At 65.1% G+C, this 14,466-nt stretch carries 16 protein-coding genes; 5 read left to right on the top strand and 11 right to left on the bottom strand.

Annotated elements, in window-relative coordinates; translation table 11 throughout:
* Positions 1–128: 128 nt before the first annotated feature.
* Positions 129–1,532, top strand: coding sequence for a geranylgeranyl reductase family protein (locus tag AArc1_RS04710; RefSeq protein WP_117363286.1), 1,404 nt, complete (start codon positions 129–131; stop codon positions 1,530–1,532).
* A 51-nt stretch (positions 1,533–1,583) separates the two neighbouring features.
* Here AArc1_RS04710 and mutL read toward each other — a convergent pair whose 3' ends face one another.
* The 4 genes from mutL to AArc1_RS04690 form a co-directional block, all read right to left on the bottom strand.
* Positions 1,584–3,755: a DNA mismatch repair endonuclease MutL gene (gene mutL / locus AArc1_RS04705; protein WP_117363285.1), complete on the bottom strand. Its 2,172-nt coding sequence runs from the start codon at positions 3,753–3,755 to the stop codon at positions 1,584–1,586.
* Between the two features lie 327 nt (positions 3,756–4,082).
* On the bottom strand, positions 4,083–4,973 hold the full coding sequence (locus AArc1_RS04700; RefSeq protein WP_117363284.1) for a dihydrodipicolinate synthase family protein: 891 nt from the start codon (positions 4,971–4,973) through the stop codon (positions 4,083–4,085).
* A gap of 58 nt (positions 4,974–5,031) precedes the next feature.
* Positions 5,032–5,865 carry a DUF6997 domain-containing protein gene (locus AArc1_RS04695; protein ID WP_117363283.1) on the bottom strand — a complete coding sequence of 278 codons (834 nt, stop codon included), beginning with the start codon at positions 5,863–5,865 and terminating at the stop codon, positions 5,032–5,034.
* 68 nt (positions 5,866–5,933) lie between these two features.
* Positions 5,934–6,731 carry an SDR family NAD(P)-dependent oxidoreductase gene (locus tag AArc1_RS04690; RefSeq protein ID WP_117363282.1) on the bottom strand — a complete coding sequence of 266 codons (798 nt, stop codon included), beginning with the start codon at positions 6,729–6,731 and terminating at the stop codon, positions 5,934–5,936.
* Positions 6,732–6,999: 268 nt separating this feature from the next.
* Here AArc1_RS04690 and AArc1_RS04685 point away from each other — a divergent pair, with 268 nt between their 5' ends.
* Both AArc1_RS04685 and AArc1_RS04680 read left to right on the top strand, forming a co-directional pair.
* The gene (locus AArc1_RS04685; protein WP_117363281.1) at positions 7,000–7,455 is read left to right on the top strand and encodes an OsmC family protein; all 456 of its coding nucleotides are present in this window, start codon (positions 7,000–7,002) and stop codon (positions 7,453–7,455) included.
* 189 nt (positions 7,456–7,644) lie between these two features.
* Positions 7,645–8,118: a DUF7384 family protein gene (locus AArc1_RS04680; RefSeq protein WP_117363280.1), complete on the top strand. Its 474-nt coding sequence runs from the start codon at positions 7,645–7,647 to the stop codon at positions 8,116–8,118.
* A gap of 27 nt (positions 8,119–8,145) precedes the next feature.
* Here the strand turns inward: AArc1_RS04680 and AArc1_RS04675 are convergent, their stop codons facing one another.
* The 3 genes from AArc1_RS04675 to AArc1_RS04665 form a co-directional block, all read right to left on the bottom strand.
* Positions 8,146–8,694, bottom strand: coding sequence for an XTP/dITP diphosphatase (locus AArc1_RS04675; RefSeq protein ID WP_117363279.1), 549 nt, complete (start codon positions 8,692–8,694; stop codon positions 8,146–8,148).
* A 58-nt stretch (positions 8,695–8,752) separates the two neighbouring features.
* On the bottom strand, positions 8,753–9,145 hold the full coding sequence (locus AArc1_RS04670; protein ID WP_117363278.1) for a hypothetical protein: 393 nt from the start codon (positions 9,143–9,145) through the stop codon (positions 8,753–8,755).
* A 398-nt stretch (positions 9,146–9,543) separates the two neighbouring features.
* Entirely contained in the window at positions 9,544–9,822 is a 279-nt protein-coding gene (locus AArc1_RS04665; RefSeq protein WP_117363277.1) for a DUF5808 domain-containing protein, read from the bottom strand.
* Between the two features lie 138 nt (positions 9,823–9,960).
* Here AArc1_RS04665 and AArc1_RS04660 point away from each other — a divergent pair, with 138 nt between their 5' ends.
* Positions 9,961–10,173: a YgaP family membrane protein gene (locus AArc1_RS04660; protein ID WP_117363276.1), complete on the top strand. Its 213-nt coding sequence runs from the start codon at positions 9,961–9,963 to the stop codon at positions 10,171–10,173.
* Here the strand turns inward: AArc1_RS04660 and AArc1_RS04655 are convergent, their stop codons facing one another.
* The 3 genes from AArc1_RS04655 to AArc1_RS04645 all read right to left on the bottom strand — a co-directional run bounded on the left by AArc1_RS04655 (position 10,174) and on the right by AArc1_RS04645 (position 12,435).
* Positions 10,174–11,868 (bottom strand): bifunctional N(6)-L-threonylcarbamoyladenine synthase/serine/threonine protein kinase, encoded by a 1,695-nt coding sequence (locus AArc1_RS04655; protein ID WP_117363275.1) that lies wholly within the window; start codon positions 11,866–11,868, stop codon positions 10,174–10,176. It abuts the gene before it with no gap.
* A 111-nt stretch (positions 11,869–11,979) separates the two neighbouring features.
* Entirely contained in the window at positions 11,980–12,114 is a 135-nt protein-coding gene (locus tag AArc1_RS04650) for a 30S ribosomal protein S27ae (protein WP_117363274.1), read from the bottom strand.
* The gene (locus AArc1_RS04645) at positions 12,115–12,435 is read right to left on the bottom strand and encodes a 30S ribosomal protein S24e (protein ID WP_117363273.1); all 321 of its coding nucleotides are present in this window, start codon (positions 12,433–12,435) and stop codon (positions 12,115–12,117) included.
* Positions 12,436–12,598: 163 nt separating this feature from the next.
* Here AArc1_RS04645 and AArc1_RS04640 point away from each other — a divergent pair, with 163 nt between their 5' ends.
* Complete coding sequence (locus AArc1_RS04640; RefSeq protein WP_117363272.1) at positions 12,599–12,973, top strand: ArsR/SmtB family transcription factor; 375 nt, start codon at positions 12,599–12,601, stop codon at positions 12,971–12,973.
* Between the two features lie 91 nt (positions 12,974–13,064).
* Here the strand turns inward: AArc1_RS04640 and AArc1_RS04635 are convergent, their stop codons facing one another.
* Positions 13,065–14,093 (bottom strand): WD40/YVTN/BNR-like repeat-containing protein, encoded by a 1,029-nt coding sequence (locus AArc1_RS04635; protein WP_117363271.1) that lies wholly within the window; start codon positions 14,091–14,093, stop codon positions 13,065–13,067.
* Between the last annotated feature and the right edge of the window lie 373 nt (positions 14,094–14,466).

Below are 14,466 nucleotides of genomic sequence, written 5' to 3'. Positions count from 1 at the left end.
TCGAGCCAGCCGGTCGCGGTAGCGTCGGTGACGGCCCCTCGACCGTTTCCAGCCGAATTTCGTCGAAACGATCCGTCACTCCGAAGCGAGCTATCAATCTTTTTCTCCGACCGGTCACGAGAGGTGGTATGAGTACGACGGAGCAGTCAACTGACGCCGCGGCGACGACCGACCACTGGGACGTCGTCGTCGTCGGTGCGGGGACTGGCGGGTGTTACGCTTCCGCCACGATCGCGAACGCGGGGTACGACGTCGTCATCCTCGAGCGAAAGCCCGCATCGGAAGCCGGGCACATCGCCTGTGGCGACGCGTTGAAGGGGGCCGCGGACTTCCCCGACGTGATCCCGAAATCCGAACTCGAGCCGGCCTTTACGAATACCGACGTCGATCACGGTCGGTTCGAGATCCCCCAGGAAGACGCCGTTCTCGAGATTCCCATCCCTGGCGAGTTGGCCGTTATCGACCGCAGGGAGTACGGCCGACGGATCATCGAGGCGACCACCGAGGCGGGCACCGATATCCACTACGACACCGTCGTCACGGATGTCGTACAGGACGACGACGGGCGCGTGACGGGCGTGGAAGCGATCCGCGATGGCGACGCACGGACCTACGAGGCGACGGTCGTCGTCGACGGCGCGGGATCGCTATCGCTTCTTCAGGACCGCGTCGACTTCTCGACGTCGACGTTCGACACCAACGTCGATTACACGCATTTTTCGTCGGCCTACCGCGAGATCGTCCACGTCGACGAACCGGTCGAGTGGTCGGACGCGCTCGTAATCAAGCCAACCGAGCGGTCTGCGGGCTATCTCTGGTACTTCCCACGGACCGAGACGGAGATCAACGTTGGACTCGGCTTCCAGATGTCCGAAGAACCGATGAAACTCGTCGAGGACCTCAAACGAGACCTCGAGAACCGCGACGAGTTCCAGGGGGCGACGGTCAAGGACAAACTCGGGGCCGCGCTCCCGACCAAGCGGCCACACGACTCGGCGGTCCATCCCGGCTACGTTGCCGTCGGTGATGCCGCTGGCCACGTCAACCCCACGACTGGCGGCGGCATCGCGGGTGCGGCCTACGCCGGTGCATACGCCGGCGAACAGATCGTCGAGGCAATCGACCGCGACGACGTCAGCGAGGACGTCCTCTGGCGGTACAACGAGCGCGTTATGGATCACTTCGGCGCTCGGTTCGCCGCACTGGACGTATACAACATCCTCGTGATGGCCGCCGACCTCGACGACCTCACCGGACTGATCGCCGCGATGCCCGGCGATAAGCTCTCGGAGGCGCTGTACTCAGGGAGCGCCAACGTCGGCTGGAAACTCAAACTCGAGACCCTGTATAAAAGCCGCGGCCACTGGGACACCCTCCGGACGCTCTACCGGACGAAAGGGCGTGCCGACGACCTCCTCGCTCACTACGAGACGTATCCCTCGAGTCCAGACGGACTCGCAGCCTGGCAGCGCGAGCGTGATGAGTTACTGGACGCCGTCTACGAGACGACCGGCGCGGACCCCAAGTACTGATCGCGCAGCGACTCAGTAGCCAATCGGGGTAGTGACACCGATCGAGAGGGGCTAGCTGTGTCCCGGATAGTCCCGCTCGAAACGCGCCTCGATCTCGTCGTCGTCGAACTGGACGACCACGGGCCGACCGTGCGGGCAGGCGTATGGGTTCTCACAGTCATCGAGCGCCTCGAGCAGGTCGACGACCGATCCTTCCGTCAGCGAGGTGTTGCCGGTGATAGAGGGGTAACACGCGAGATCGCCGAGGAACTCATCGGCGATGGCGTCGACGGTCTCGGCTCCGGCCTCACGGTCGCCCTCGAGGATCGACGTGAGCACGTCGCGGAGGCGTTCGGGCGCGAGCGTCTCCTCGAGTACCGCGGGGACGGTCGTCACGGCGACCGTCCGCTCGTCGACCCGGTCGGCGTAAAAGCCCAGCCGGGCGAGGGCGTCGCGATAGCCCGAAAACGCTTCGGCCTCGGCCGCGGTCAACTCGAGTTTGACCGGCGACGCCAGCGCCTGGGCTGGGGGGTCGTCGGCGAAGGCGGCCTGCAGGCGCTCGTAGTTGACCCGCTCGTCGGCGGCGTGCTGGTCGACCAGCGCGAGTCCGTCGGGCGTCTCACAGACGACGTAGGTGTCAGAAAGCTGGCCGAGCACCCGCAACGGCGGCAACGAGTCGTATGTGGTCGCTTCGCCCGTCGCAGCCTCGCCCCCGAGGGTTCGCTGTTCGGTCGCGGCGGCGAACTTTCGGTCGGCCTCGGCTCGTCCGTCAGCCTGCGTTTGCTCGCTCGCGTCCGATTCAGGGGTCGCCGACGAGACCGATGCCGTCGAGTCGTCCCGGTCGGCTCCCCCGTCACTCGAGCCCGTCGATGCTTGTGTGGGCGCTGGTTCGGACGCTCCCGTCGACGGGCCAGCGGACCGGTCTGCCGTCGGGTCCCCCGATTCTCCGAGACCGGTGGCGGCCGTGGACGACGTCGATTGGCTCCGACCTGATTCGGCGACGTGGTCTCGCGTTCGGTCGGCGGTTTCCGTCCGAGTCGGCTCTGTGACTTCCGCTTGCGTCCCGTCTTCGGGTATATCATCGCTCTTTTCGCCGACTTTACCTGAGGCGTCCGGGCCTGTGTCTCGAGTGTGGTCGGCCACCGTCGATCGCTCCGTCGCGACTTCGGTCTCCGCTGGCGCGGATCGTCCTCTGGGGGCGCGCGAGCGAAGGAGGCCGTGCTCGAGGAGTGCCGACTCGACGGCGGCGGCGACCTGCCGGCGGACGGCGTCGTCGTCGTCGAAACGAACCTCTCGCTTTCGGGGGTGGACGTTCACGTCGACGACGTCGCCGGGGACCTCGAGAAAGAGCGCGACGAACGGGTAGCGGTCGCCGCCCAGCTGGGTGTCGTAGGCGCTCATGATTCCTTCACGAATCGCGTCGGCGGTGACCGCTCGCCCGTTGACGTACGTCGCGACGTATTCACGGCTCGAGCGGTTCGTTTCGGGATGAGAGACGAGTCCGGTGACGGACTCGAGAGGTCCCGGCGGCAGGTCGTCGGTCTCGGCGTCGGCCTCGACGGCGATCATCGACGAGGCGACCTCGCGACCGTAGACGGCGAGGATGGAAGCCTGGAGGTCTCCCTGGCCCGTCGTGGCGAACACCTCCCGGCCGTCGTGGGTCAGCGAGACGGCCACGTCCGGGTTGGCGAGTGCGTACCGCGTGACGATCCGGTTGACGTGGGCGAATTCCGTCGCCGTCGTTTTGAGGAACTTCCGGCGTGCGGGGGTGTTGTAGAACAGGTCTTCGACCTCGACGACGGTCCCCTCGGGACAGCCCGCGGGCTCGACCGAGACGACGTCGCCGCCATCGTAGACGAGTTCCGTCCCTGCACTGTCGGCGTCTCGCGGGCGCGAACGAATCGTCATTCGGGAGACCGACCCGATCGTGTGTAAGGCTTCACCGCGGAATCCGAGTGTCCTGACTCCTGCCTCGAGGTCCTCGAGGCCTGCGATCTTGCTCGTCGTGTGCTGTCGAACGGCCGCCCGGAGGTCGGCGTCGTTCATCCCGTCGCCGTCGTCGGCGACGCGAATCAGTTCGGTGCCGCCCTCCTCGACGTCGACTTCGACGCGCGAGGCGTCGGCGTCGAGGCTGTTCTCTACGAGTTCCTTTACCGCGCTCGCGGGCCGTTCGACGACCTCACCCGCGGCGATTCGGGCGACGGTGTCGTCGTCTAACTGCTGAATATCGGTGTCGTCTGTCATCGTTGGCTGGATTTTGTCCGCCGGTGCGCGTCGGCTCCCCCGCTTCCGGTCGACGCGCCTCGAGTCGCGTTCACTATTCGCCTAGGACGGGCGGATCGGCAAAATCCTTGCGTGTCCTCGTCTCGTGTGGAGTGAACTCACGACTCTGGTGGTCCAGCGAGCTTTCGATAGGCGTTGATTCTGCTCGAAACCCTCGCTTGTATCCTGCTATCGTGGCAACGATGAGTCGCCACGCCCTTCCCAGCCGACTCGAGGTACTGGACAGGGAGACGTTCGAGATAGACCTCCTGAACTCGAGTTCCGGAGTTAAACCCGAGAGCCGACGGTTTACCCCTCGAGCAAGGCGTCGACGCCCGCTTCCACACCGTTCTGTCCGTCCTCCGACACCGGGACGAGCGGCGGGCGAACAGCATCGCTCGCAATCACGCCACGATACTCGAGGGCGGCCTTCGTCGCTGGCGCGAACCCGTACTCGGCACAGGCGTCAAACAGCGGCTCGATGGCGTCCTGCAGTTCGATCCCGCGCTCGCCGTCGAACGAGTCGTACAGTTCGCCGTAGGCTGCGGGCGCGACGTTCGACCCCGCGTTCAGCCCACCGTCGGCACCCATCCTGAGCGCGGCGACGAGCAGGGTGTCGTAGCCCTGGAGGACGACGAACTCTTCGGGCGTCCGGCGCATCACCGACAGCAGGTACTCGAGGTCACCGCTCGAGTCTTTCGTTCCGATCACGTTCTCGTGTGTGGCGACGGCCTCGAAGGTCTCGAGGGCGATCGAACCGCCAGTACACGGCGGAATGTTGTACAGCAGAACGGGCAGGGGCGATCGGTCGGCTACCTGCTCGAAGAACTGGCGATTGCCGTCGGGATCGTTTGGGCCGTGATAGTACGGCTCGGTGACGACGACGGCGTCGGCACCGATCTCGGCAGCGTGCTCGGCGTAGTCGACCGCTTCCTCGACGGACGTCGCGGCCGTGCCCGCAAGCACTGGCACCTCGCCGTCGGCGCGGTCGACGACGACCTCGTGGACCCGCCGCCGTTCTCCGGGCGTCAGGCTGGTGAACTCGCCCGTCGTTCCGCAGGGAAAGAGGCCGTCGATACCGTTCTCGAGGAGGTGATCGACCAGCCCCTCGAGCGCCTGTTCGTCGACGTCGCCCGTCTCCGGATCGAACGGCGTGACGAGCGGGGTGGTGATCCCCCGGAGTGCGTTTCGAAGTGTCATGGGTAATGATCACGCTGATTCGAGTAAACCCCTTCGCTCGCGACTCTCGAGTGTGCCGTTACCGCTCGAGTTCGATCACCGACGAACGCGTGACCTCGAGGTCATTGACCCCCGGAATCGACTCGCGGGGGTCCGGCAGCGTACACTCGGCGACCGCGAACGTCACCTGCTCGCCTCCGTCACGACAGCGGAGGTAGACCGGGACGATGGAGACTGCAGGCGGGACGCGCTCAGCGAGGGCCAATACGGGATAGACGAGTTTGTGCTTCGCGAGTGAAGCCCGTGGACCGGTCTTGGCCTCGAGGACGAACAGCGTTCGTTCGCCGCCGCGTCGTTCGACGAACAGCGTGTCGATCTCGACCTGGCCGTTTCGGTGGGTGACCGTCTCCGAGAGCTGTCCGTGGGGGCGCATCTCGAAGGTGAACGTCGAACGCCCCGTCGCAGGCGGCGAAAGCGCACCTGGCCGGTCGAGCGAGAGCGCCTCCGCGAGCGCACCCGAGGCCAGCCCGAGGTTCACCAGCGACGTTTCAGAGCGCGACGGCAACAGCTCGAACGACTCGAGTCGCTCGTCGTCCGCCATCGACAGCCGCTCGGACGAAGAACCGTCAAACGCCGACTCGTCGCACAGGAAGAACTCCTCGATGCCGTCGTGGCTCTCGACGAGCAGAAAGCCCGTCCCCCGACCGTCGGGGGCCGACCCCGTCCGGAGCACCATGACGTCTGCTTCCCGGAGTTCGGGTGCGAGGTCAGAGAGCGCGTCGACCGAGATGTATCGGGGTGTCCGCGGCCCTGCCTCGAGGTCGTGGCGAGTGACGTAGGACCGAAAAGACGTCGGCCCGAACACCGACCCGTCCGACGCTGCCAGCTTCTCGAGGGCGGGGCCGAACACCATCTCTGACGAGAGATTCGCCGCGCGGTACTTGTCGGTTGGCTTCGAACGCGACGAGTCAAAAGAGATCGCTACTCGAGGCCGAGTCCCTGTGACATCGAGTTGCCAGCCCGTGGGACGCCTTTGGCGGTGAGCGTCTCGCCGTTCATGAACGAAGCGGCGGGGCTGGCGAGAAACTGGACGATATCGGCGATCTCTTCGGCGTGGCCGATACGGCGGTCGGCCTTTTCTCGAGGTGGCATGTCGTCGCTCTCGATGCCGAGGGTCTCGGCGACGCCGGGGGTTTGAATCAGTCCCGGTGCAACACAGTTGACGCGGATGCCGTCACCGGCCCACTCGGTTGCTAACGTCTCGGTCAGTCGGATGATCGCCGCTTTCGCCGCGCTGTAGTGACTCTCGCCGGGTGCGGCGTGTTGGCCGTTGACCGACGAGAGGTTGATGATCGAGCCACCGTCACCCTCGCGCATCACTTCACCGGCGAGTTGGGCACAGTGGACGGTGCTGTTGAGGTTGAGGTCGATAATGGTCTTCCAGCCGTTCTCGGAGATGTCCTCGAAGGGGGCGACGAACTCGCCGCCAGCGTTGTTTACGAGCACGTCGATGTCGCCGAACTCCTCGACCGTTCGGTCGACGAACGACTGCACCTGATCGCGCTCGCGGACGTTACACTCGACCGCTATCGCCTCGCCAGCGACGTCGGCATCGGTGATCGCGTCGGCGACCGGTCCCACACGGTCGATCGATCGAGAGCAGACCGCGACGTTCGCCCCGCTCGCAGCGAGCGTCTCTGCGATTGCCTTGCCGATACCCTGGCTTGCGCCCGTGACGATTGCGGTGTCGCCCGCGACGCTGTAGTCGGGTTCGTGCATCGTGTTTCTTGTTGATCGATCGCCGTATAGTGTTACCGATGTAACTAACCACGCCACTTTCAGTTACAGCTGTTGTCCCTAAATTGGCGTTCGCCGGCTCCTGACGAAGAATTGCCGGTACCTGTGAACTCGAGTTCTGGCGTCGACACCCCACAGAGTCGTCCTCGAGTCCCGTGTGGTCGATTCGTGAGTCAACAGTGCGTCAGCGATCGAGTCGGAGCGTTCCCCGACCGAGCGTTTGACGTACCACTGGCCGAAACGGCGAGTGATGAGCGACTCGACACAGTCACAGACGCAGCGGTTTTCGGTCTCGGCGGAAGCCGACAGCGAGACGAAGACGACGGTCTCGACCCGCGGCTTCGAGTTCGTCGTCGACGAACCCCCTGCCCTCGGCGGGACCGACGACGGCCCGAACCCCGTCGAGTACCTCCTCGGCGCGTGGGCGGGCTGTCTCACCGTCGTCGCCCACACCGTCGCAGACGAGCGCGGCATCGACCTCGGTGACGTCAGTATCGACCTCGAGGGCGACCTCGACCCCGCCAGGTTCCTCGGCCAGAGCGACGACGTCCGCGCTGGCTACCAGTCGATCGACGTCACGATCTCTGCCGACACCGACGCCGACGAAGAAACGCTCGAGGCGTGGCTTACCGAGGTCGAACGTCGCTGTCCCGTCGGTGACAATATCCTCCACGAAACGCCAGCGACGGTCTCGCTCGAGCACTGACCGCTGGTTTGCTCGACGCATAGCCCCACCCCGGTTGGGTACCGAGCCACCTGTGCTTTTATCCGCGCAGTCAGTATCTCAGACCGATGACCGCGAGCTGGGCCGACCTCTTCGAGCGGGCCGAAGCCTTCGACGTCGACTACGAAACGCTCCGATCGACCGCTGAGGAGGGACGGACGGAGGAATCGAATGGCTAACCGACCGAATCCTGCGCGCGTCGTCGCCGACGTGGACGTACTGGCGGCCGACCTCCTCGTCGGCGGCGACGCCCGCGAGGCGCTCGATCACGTCCGGAGTCACTCGTGGATCGACCTCGTCGCGAGCGACCGCCTGCTCGAGGAGACAGAGCGAGTCGTCGCGACCCTCGCCGACGCGGACCTCGCAGCCGTCCACCGCGAGCGACTCGAGGCAGAACGCGTGTCGGTCGATCACCCCGAAGAAGATCATCCGGCGCTCGCATCGGCCTATCGCGGCGGGGCGGCGCACCTGCTGTCGTACGACGATGCCCTCGGCTCGGCACGAGCCGGCCTTTCCTTACAGCCACGTGTCTCCGTTAGCATCAGATCGCCGGACGCCTTCGCGACGTTGTTCGATCCCGAGAGCCTCTATGAGGCCGTCGAAGGCGGTGCGTATCCCGGTCCGGATCGCGACCCGCGCGAGTAGGGACGCTCGTAGGCCTGTGCTCGCGGATTAGTGTTGGTCTGCGTACCACTCGGCGAACGTCGCCAGGGCGCGGCCGCGGTGAGAGATGGCGTTTTTCTCCTCGGTACTCATCTCGGCCATCGTCTGGCCGTTGTACTCGAAGATGGGGTCGTAGCCGAACCCGCCCTCGCCGCGTGGGGCGACGAGCGTCCCCGCAACCGCCCCCTCGAACGTCTCGGTGCGTTCGGCGTCGGCGTAGGCGAGCACCGTCCGGAAGTGTGCGCGTTTGTTCTCCTCGTCTTCGACCAGCTTCCAGAGGCGTTCGACGCCGACCGTGTCCTCGACGTACGCCGAGTACGGCCCCGGAAAGCCCTCGAGCGCGTCGACGAACAGCCCCGCGTCGTCGACCAGCACCGGTTCGGTGTCACCCAGCGCCTCGTAGGCCTCGCGTGCGCCGTGGGTGGCGATCTCTTCGAGCGAATCGCTCTGGATCTCGGTGTAGTCGTACTCGACCTGATTAACGGCCGTGATTCCCTCGAGGTACGATCGAGCTTCGCGGGCTTTCCCCTCGTTGCCGGTGACGAACCGAATGAGCATGTGCGAGCCGGCGCACTCCGCGCGAATATAGCCGTCGGTTGGTCGCTGAGGCGGTCGGTTACCCGAACTGTCGTTCCCGCTCGAGCCGCTGGCAGCCAAGCACCAGCTGGTCAGGAACGTCGGCCGCGAAGCTGTGGAGCGTCTCGAAGACCACGGCTACCTCCTCGAAGCGCGAACCGCGCGAGGCGACGAACGGGTCTGACTCCCACTCGATGTATCCGCCGTCGGCCAACAACGGTAGATGACAGTGTTTGAGTTCCCGCTCGAGGCGCTCTGGAGCGATAGGAACGTTCGGGTTTACTGCGCTCTCGGGGAGCCGAACGGACTGATCCGGTTCCCGATCGAGAAGCGACACGATGAGCTGTCGACGCGGTTCGGCGGCGACGGCCTCGAACACGCGATCCCATCGCTCGATAACGTCTGTTCCGTTTTCGTATCTCGAAAACACCATCGAATTTTCAACCCTTGTACACTTCTCGTCACGCAGGCGTATTCAGCCACCGTACTGCGGCAGATTTCACGGCCAGAAATCAATAATTCACAAAGCCAAAATTCAATTCAGAAGACAGTCTAGGTTTATCTCACGGATGATGCGTGCGACTGCATCCGCACCTGCAGTGATCGAGTCTCTGTTCCCGTTCGTCGAGTCGACACAGCAAGCGGTCGACGAGTCTATCGAACGACTGGATCGGTCGTCGGCTCGACGACGCGTCTCGTCTGGACGGGTCGCCGGAGCAGTGCACACCTCGACTGATTGCCCAGAGCAGGGCACACCTCGATCGTTCGGGGAGGGTCACACCAGTCGCTCCGAGTGCGGCCACTACTGAGAAACGATTCTGCAAACGGCGTCTACTCGTCGTCGACGATCACTTCGACGGGTTCGTCTTCGCGGTCCTCGTCGGCGGCGGACTTGCTCTGTTCTTGCTGCCAGAGCAACGCCCCGGCGACGAGGACGACGACCCACGACCGCCAGTTTGCGAGATTCAGGCTGTACCCGACGCCGAACGGTTTCTCGACGAGCATCCCTTCGCCGGGTTGCCAGTACGACGAAAGCATTCGGCTCAGGCTCGGTCGCTCGAAGTTGTACGGTACGCCGAGAATCTCACCAGAGGTCGGCTTATCTGCCATGATCGGTGATACGTCCTCCCCTGATAAGAGTATTGTGTGCTCCTCTCGTCCACCGAGAGTTGCGACCTCGCTCGTCGGCTCGTTCGGTCGTCGTGAGGCGGCGACAGGACTACTTCATCGCGTGCCGAATGCTCATGCATGGAGCGGAACGTTGGCGGACTCGATCGCATCGTTCGCGGCGTCCTCGGGATCTGGCTGGTCGTCGTTGCGGCCGCGGCCTACCGAGACGACAACCCTGGACGCGCCGCAATCGCAGCCGTCGCCGGAGTAGGGCTCCTCCAGAACGCCACGACGTGCTTTTGTGGCGGGAACTACCTGCTCGGAATCGATACGACGACTGACGACGACTGATCAGCCGTCGCCGAGATAGCGGCCTCGACGTTCGATCTCACGGAGGCGCTCGAGCACCCGCTCTTCGCCTACCTCGCGGTACCCCTCGCGGACCGCTCCACGAAGGGGTTCGGGGTCGTCGGCCGTCCCGACGAGACTCTGATCGAAGACGTGCAGGTCCATCGCGTAGTCTTCGACGTGGTCAGTGTGGTAGCCGAGCCCAAAGTCGATGAGGTAAGTTCGGCCGTTATCTCGCCCCCGCGTGACCCGCACGTTTCGCGTCGTCGGATCGCCGTGGACGAAGCCGGCACGGTGTACTCGTGCGAGGTGGCGGCCGACGTCCCCCACGGCAGCCGGGGTGAGTCCGTCCCGAAGGTCGGAGTCGCCGACGTACTCGAACTCGAGTCGAGCTTCCAGGAGATCGACGTCCGACAGGACGGGCGTCGGAACGCCTTCGCGTCGGGCCAGGCTCGTCAGTCGGGCCTCGAGTGTCGTCCGCTCGCGCCGGAGGCGGGCGTCGAGTTCGGGGTGGCGATAGCTCTTCTCGCGGCGGCGTTTCCGCACGCGATTGGCTTCGGTCGCCAAGTCGACGATAGCTTCGGCCCCCTGGACCGGCCCGTCGTCTTCGCTTCCGCCCGCCGGTTCAAACGCCTCTTCGCTCGCAGGTCGCTTCGCTCCCCGCTCGCCGTCTCGAGACGCCTCGCGTCTCGTGCGCCAGGTCACCGGCACCTGGTCGGGCCGGAAGTTGGGGTCGACGTGGGACTCCTCGAGGGCGAGCGTCTCGCCTGCGTCGTACATCTTCGCGCCGAGGACGGCGATCATCCCGGCGTTATCGCGCAGAAAGCGGGGTTCGGGGGCGCAGAAGGCTGCCCCACGCTGGTCGCACATCTCCTCGAGCATCTCCCGAAGGCGTGCGTTCTGGCCGACGCCACCGCCGAGGACGAGTTCGTCGCTGCCGGTCAGCGACAGCGCCCGTTCGGAGACCTCGGTCAGCATTCCGAAGACGTTCTCCTGGAGGGAGTAACAAACGTCCTCGACTGGCGTCCCGTCGTCGTAGGCCTGTTTGGCGGCGCTCATGATCCCCGAAAACGAGAAGTCCATCCCTTTGACGACGTAGGGTAGGTCGACGTACTCGCCCTCGGTCGCCGCCTGTTCGACCTTCGGCCCGCCGGGGTGGGTCCAGCCGACGTAGCGGGTGAACTTGTCGATGGCGTTGCCGACCCCGGTGTCCATCGTCTCGCCTAGCACGCGATAGCGGCCGTTGCGGTAGGCCAGCAGGTGGGCGTTCGCGCCACTGGCGTTCAGACAGACAGGATCGGTAAAGTCGGCGCTGTGCCGGCCGATCTCGAGGTGGGCGACCATGTGATTGACGCCGACGAGCGCCACCGAGAGCGACTGACTCAACGCACGGGCGGCGGTCCCGACGATCCGCAGACAGGGGCCGAGTCCCGGCCCTCGAGAGAAGGCGACCGCGTCCACCGGCGGTTCGTCGGCTGGCCCGTCGTGGGTCGCTCGAGCGTGCTCGAGGGCCGTCTCGACCACCTGCGGGATCGCGTCGTGCATGTGTTCGGCGGCCTCGCGCGGATGAATGCCACCGCTGTCGGGCTGGTAGGCGTCGCTCTCGATGAAGACGTCGTCCGTTTCGGCGTCGTACACCGCGGCGCTGGCCGCCCAGGCGGTGCCTTCGATGCCGAGTATTCGGGTGGTAGAACTCACGTGTGATGGTCACCGGTAGAAACTCGATGCGCAACTGGAGAGGGACGTCAGCCGATCACGGACACGACGTGCCCGTCCGTGACGTTATTCCCCGCTCCGCTCGGCGTCTCGCTATTCCCACTCGGTGTAGCCGCACTTGCCACAGTGGGTGCGGTCGCCGTGGTCGGCGAGGAAGGTGTCGCCACAGCGGGGACACTGTTCGCGGTCCGTGCTGCCGTCTTCGTCGTAGAGTTCGTAGCGCGCCATCTAGGCCTCCTCCGCTTCGGCTTCGGCCTCGCCGTCTTCGGCGGCACCGATCTTGTTTCGCTCGAGCATGTGGTCCTGCTCGACGTCGCGAGCGTGGTCGGCGGTTTCGTAGACTTTCGCCTGACCGACGGTCTTTCGCATCCCGAACTTGGTGTCGAGTTTGCGGACGACGACCTCGTCTGCGTCCTTGTTCAGTTTCGCGGCGAGACTGTCTCGAACCTGGAGCCGTTCGGGCGTCGCGTCCTCGTGAGTGAGCTCGAAGGTCACGTCGGTCCGATGCAACATGGGGTTCTCCGCTTCGGAGATGATGTCGATTTCCATGATCAGTTACCCTACTATCCCCCTGTCGCGACTAAAAGGATTTCGAAGCACCCACCCGGGTCAATGGGGTATCGACGCCGAGTCAACACGCCCAACACTCGTCTCGCTCGATTGCCGTTCGACGAGACACGTTTATTCGGACGACCATCTTACGGTCTCGTGAATGGCTACTGAAGGCGACCAGGACGCAGACCGAGACGGGTGCGAACTCGTCCTCGACGAGGCGACGGCGGAGACGCTATCGGCGCGCTTCGAGGACGAGTCAGTCGACGACGCAGTCGCCCGCTTTGCTGCGCTCGGAAGCGAAACACGGTATCGAGTCCTCGTTCTTCTCGGAACTGTCGACGAGGAGATTTGCGTCTGTGAGATAGAAGACGCACTCGACGTCGGACAGAGTGCAATCAGCCAGGCGCTGTCCACGCTTCACGGTGTGGACCTGGTTACACGACGGAAAGACGGCCGCTGGCGATACTACACGACGACGTCACTCGCAGACGCAATTCTCGAGGCCACGACGTTCGACGGCGACTGTGAGTAGTCACTGGTTCCGATCCACCCGCCCGGAACCGTCGTCGGGTTCACTCGACAGAGCATTCTCTTCCGACTCGGTTTTCCTCGCCGGTTTCCGACTATGTGTCGACGACCGCTAGCCCGCGCGGCGTCTGCTCCTCGTATTCTTCGGACCACTCGAGTCCCAGCGACTCCCAGCGGCCGCCGAAGTCCTCGCTCACGAACAGGCCCTGGTTGTTCACCGCGTAGACGACGCCCGGCTCGTCGGTCGTATCGAACAGCGCACGGACGACGCCGTCACCCGTCGGGAGGCCGGTGTCTGCGAGTCGCTCCCAGCTCGCCTCGGCAGCGTCCTCGCTCCCGGCGGTAGATCGCCGGTAGACGTACGACGACGCAGTGTCGGCGCTGTGCGCCGAGCGCGCGCCGCTCGCACTCGAGACGATGACTGAATCGGGGTCGCCAGGATCGACGGCCAACCCCCAGCAGTAGGTGTGCTCGAGCCCCTCCTGGGGATGGTGCCATGACTCGCCGCCGTCGTCGCTCTCGGCGTAGCCGTCGCCCGCGGCGGTGTAGACCCGTCCTCTGCGGTCGGGGTGGACGGCGAGGGTGTGGTTGTCCCGTCGCGAACCTGTCGGCCGTTCTTGCCAGGTCTCCCCGCCATCGTCGCTGTAGACGAACGCGCCCGCTTCGATCCCCACGTAGAGGCGGTCGGGATCGAACGGATCGACCTCGAGCCAGCGGACGTGATGAGTGTGTGGCCGCGGCGGGAAGAACCACTCCTCCGCCGAGGGCAGGTCGACGATGCCCTCGAGAGGTTCCCAGGAATCCCCTGCGTCCTCGCTGCGGTAGACGCGACTCGGCTCCGTTCCTGCATACAGGACGTCGGGGTCGTGCGGACTGATCGCGAGCGAGGTGACGGCCTCGCTCACGAACGGCGTCTCGAGCGGTTCGAACGAGTCGCCCGCGTCTGAAGAGCGAAAGAGCCCGTCTTCGAACGTCCCGACGAACGCCCGCTCAGGCGCGTCGGGTGAGACGGCGACGCACTCGAGGCGGTAGCCCTCGAGGCGGACGCTCGTCTCCCAGCCTGATCCCGTTGTGTCGACACAGACCAGCAGTCGATCCTCGAGAGCCGCGTACGCGGTCGGCATGAGACGGCGTACGTCGCCTGGATGTAAGAGTCGTTTCCCACTCAGGGACCTGAGCCCTGTCGTCGGGTTCCGGTGTCGCCGTCGGCTCGATGGACGACCACCGACATCGTCGACTCGCGGCGTCTCGACCGCCGATAAAACAGCCCGTTTGTGACCGATCAGTTTCGTTCGTCTCAGTCTGCGCCGAAGCAGACGCCCCAGCCACAGGACGGGCAGCTGAGACGGCCGCCAGCGTCAGACATTTCGGTACCACACTTCAGACAGCCGGTCGCGGTTGCGGGTGTGTCGTGTTTGGCCATTGTGTCGTCCGTCGGTCCGCGGCTGTGCGGACGGCGGTATCGGTCCTAGCGGCCGGGTCGGCATAGCCTGCCTC

It is taken from the genome of Natrarchaeobaculum sulfurireducens, assembly GCF_003430825.1.
GTDB lineage: Archaea > Halobacteriota > Halobacteria > Halobacteriales > Natrialbaceae > Natrarchaeobaculum > Natrarchaeobaculum sulfurireducens.
This window is presented reverse-complemented; position numbering and strand designations above follow the sequence as displayed.

Coding starts and splice junctions, on each gene's coding strand:
- AArc1_RS04710 (WP_117363286.1), top strand. CDS start 129: ATGAGTACGACGGAGCAGTCAACTGACGCCGCGGCGACGACCGACCAC.
- mutL (WP_117363285.1), bottom strand. CDS start 3,755: ATGACAGACGACACCGATATTCAGCAGTTAGACGACGACACCGTCGCC.
- AArc1_RS04700 (WP_117363284.1), bottom strand. CDS start 4,973: ATGACACTTCGAAACGCACTCCGGGGGATCACCACCCCGCTCGTCACG.
- AArc1_RS04695 (WP_117363283.1), bottom strand. CDS start 5,865: ATGGTGTTCGGCCCCGCCCTCGAGAAGCTGGCAGCGTCGGACGGGTCG.
- AArc1_RS04690 (WP_117363282.1), bottom strand. CDS start 6,731: ATGCACGAACCCGACTACAGCGTCGCGGGCGACACCGCAATCGTCACG.
- AArc1_RS04685 (WP_117363281.1), top strand. CDS start 7,000: ATGAGCGACTCGACACAGTCACAGACGCAGCGGTTTTCGGTCTCGGCG.
- AArc1_RS04680 (WP_117363280.1), top strand. CDS start 7,645: ATGGCTAACCGACCGAATCCTGCGCGCGTCGTCGCCGACGTGGACGTA.
- AArc1_RS04675 (WP_117363279.1), bottom strand. CDS start 8,694: ATGCTCATTCGGTTCGTCACCGGCAACGAGGGGAAAGCCCGCGAAGCT.
- AArc1_RS04670 (WP_117363278.1), bottom strand. CDS start 9,145: ATGGTGTTTTCGAGATACGAAAACGGAACAGACGTTATCGAGCGATGG.
- AArc1_RS04665 (WP_117363277.1), bottom strand. CDS start 9,822: ATGGCAGATAAGCCGACCTCTGGTGAGATTCTCGGCGTACCGTACAAC.
- AArc1_RS04660 (WP_117363276.1), top strand. CDS start 9,961: ATGGAGCGGAACGTTGGCGGACTCGATCGCATCGTTCGCGGCGTCCTC.
- AArc1_RS04650 (WP_117363274.1), bottom strand. CDS start 12,114: ATGGCGCGCTACGAACTCTACGACGAAGACGGCAGCACGGACCGCGAA.
- AArc1_RS04645 (WP_117363273.1), bottom strand. CDS start 12,435: ATGGAAATCGACATCATCTCCGAAGCGGAGAACCCCATGTTGCATCGG.
- AArc1_RS04640 (WP_117363272.1), top strand. CDS start 12,599: ATGGCTACTGAAGGCGACCAGGACGCAGACCGAGACGGGTGCGAACTC.
- AArc1_RS04635 (WP_117363271.1), bottom strand. CDS start 14,093: ATGCCGACCGCGTACGCGGCTCTCGAGGATCGACTGCTGGTCTGTGTC.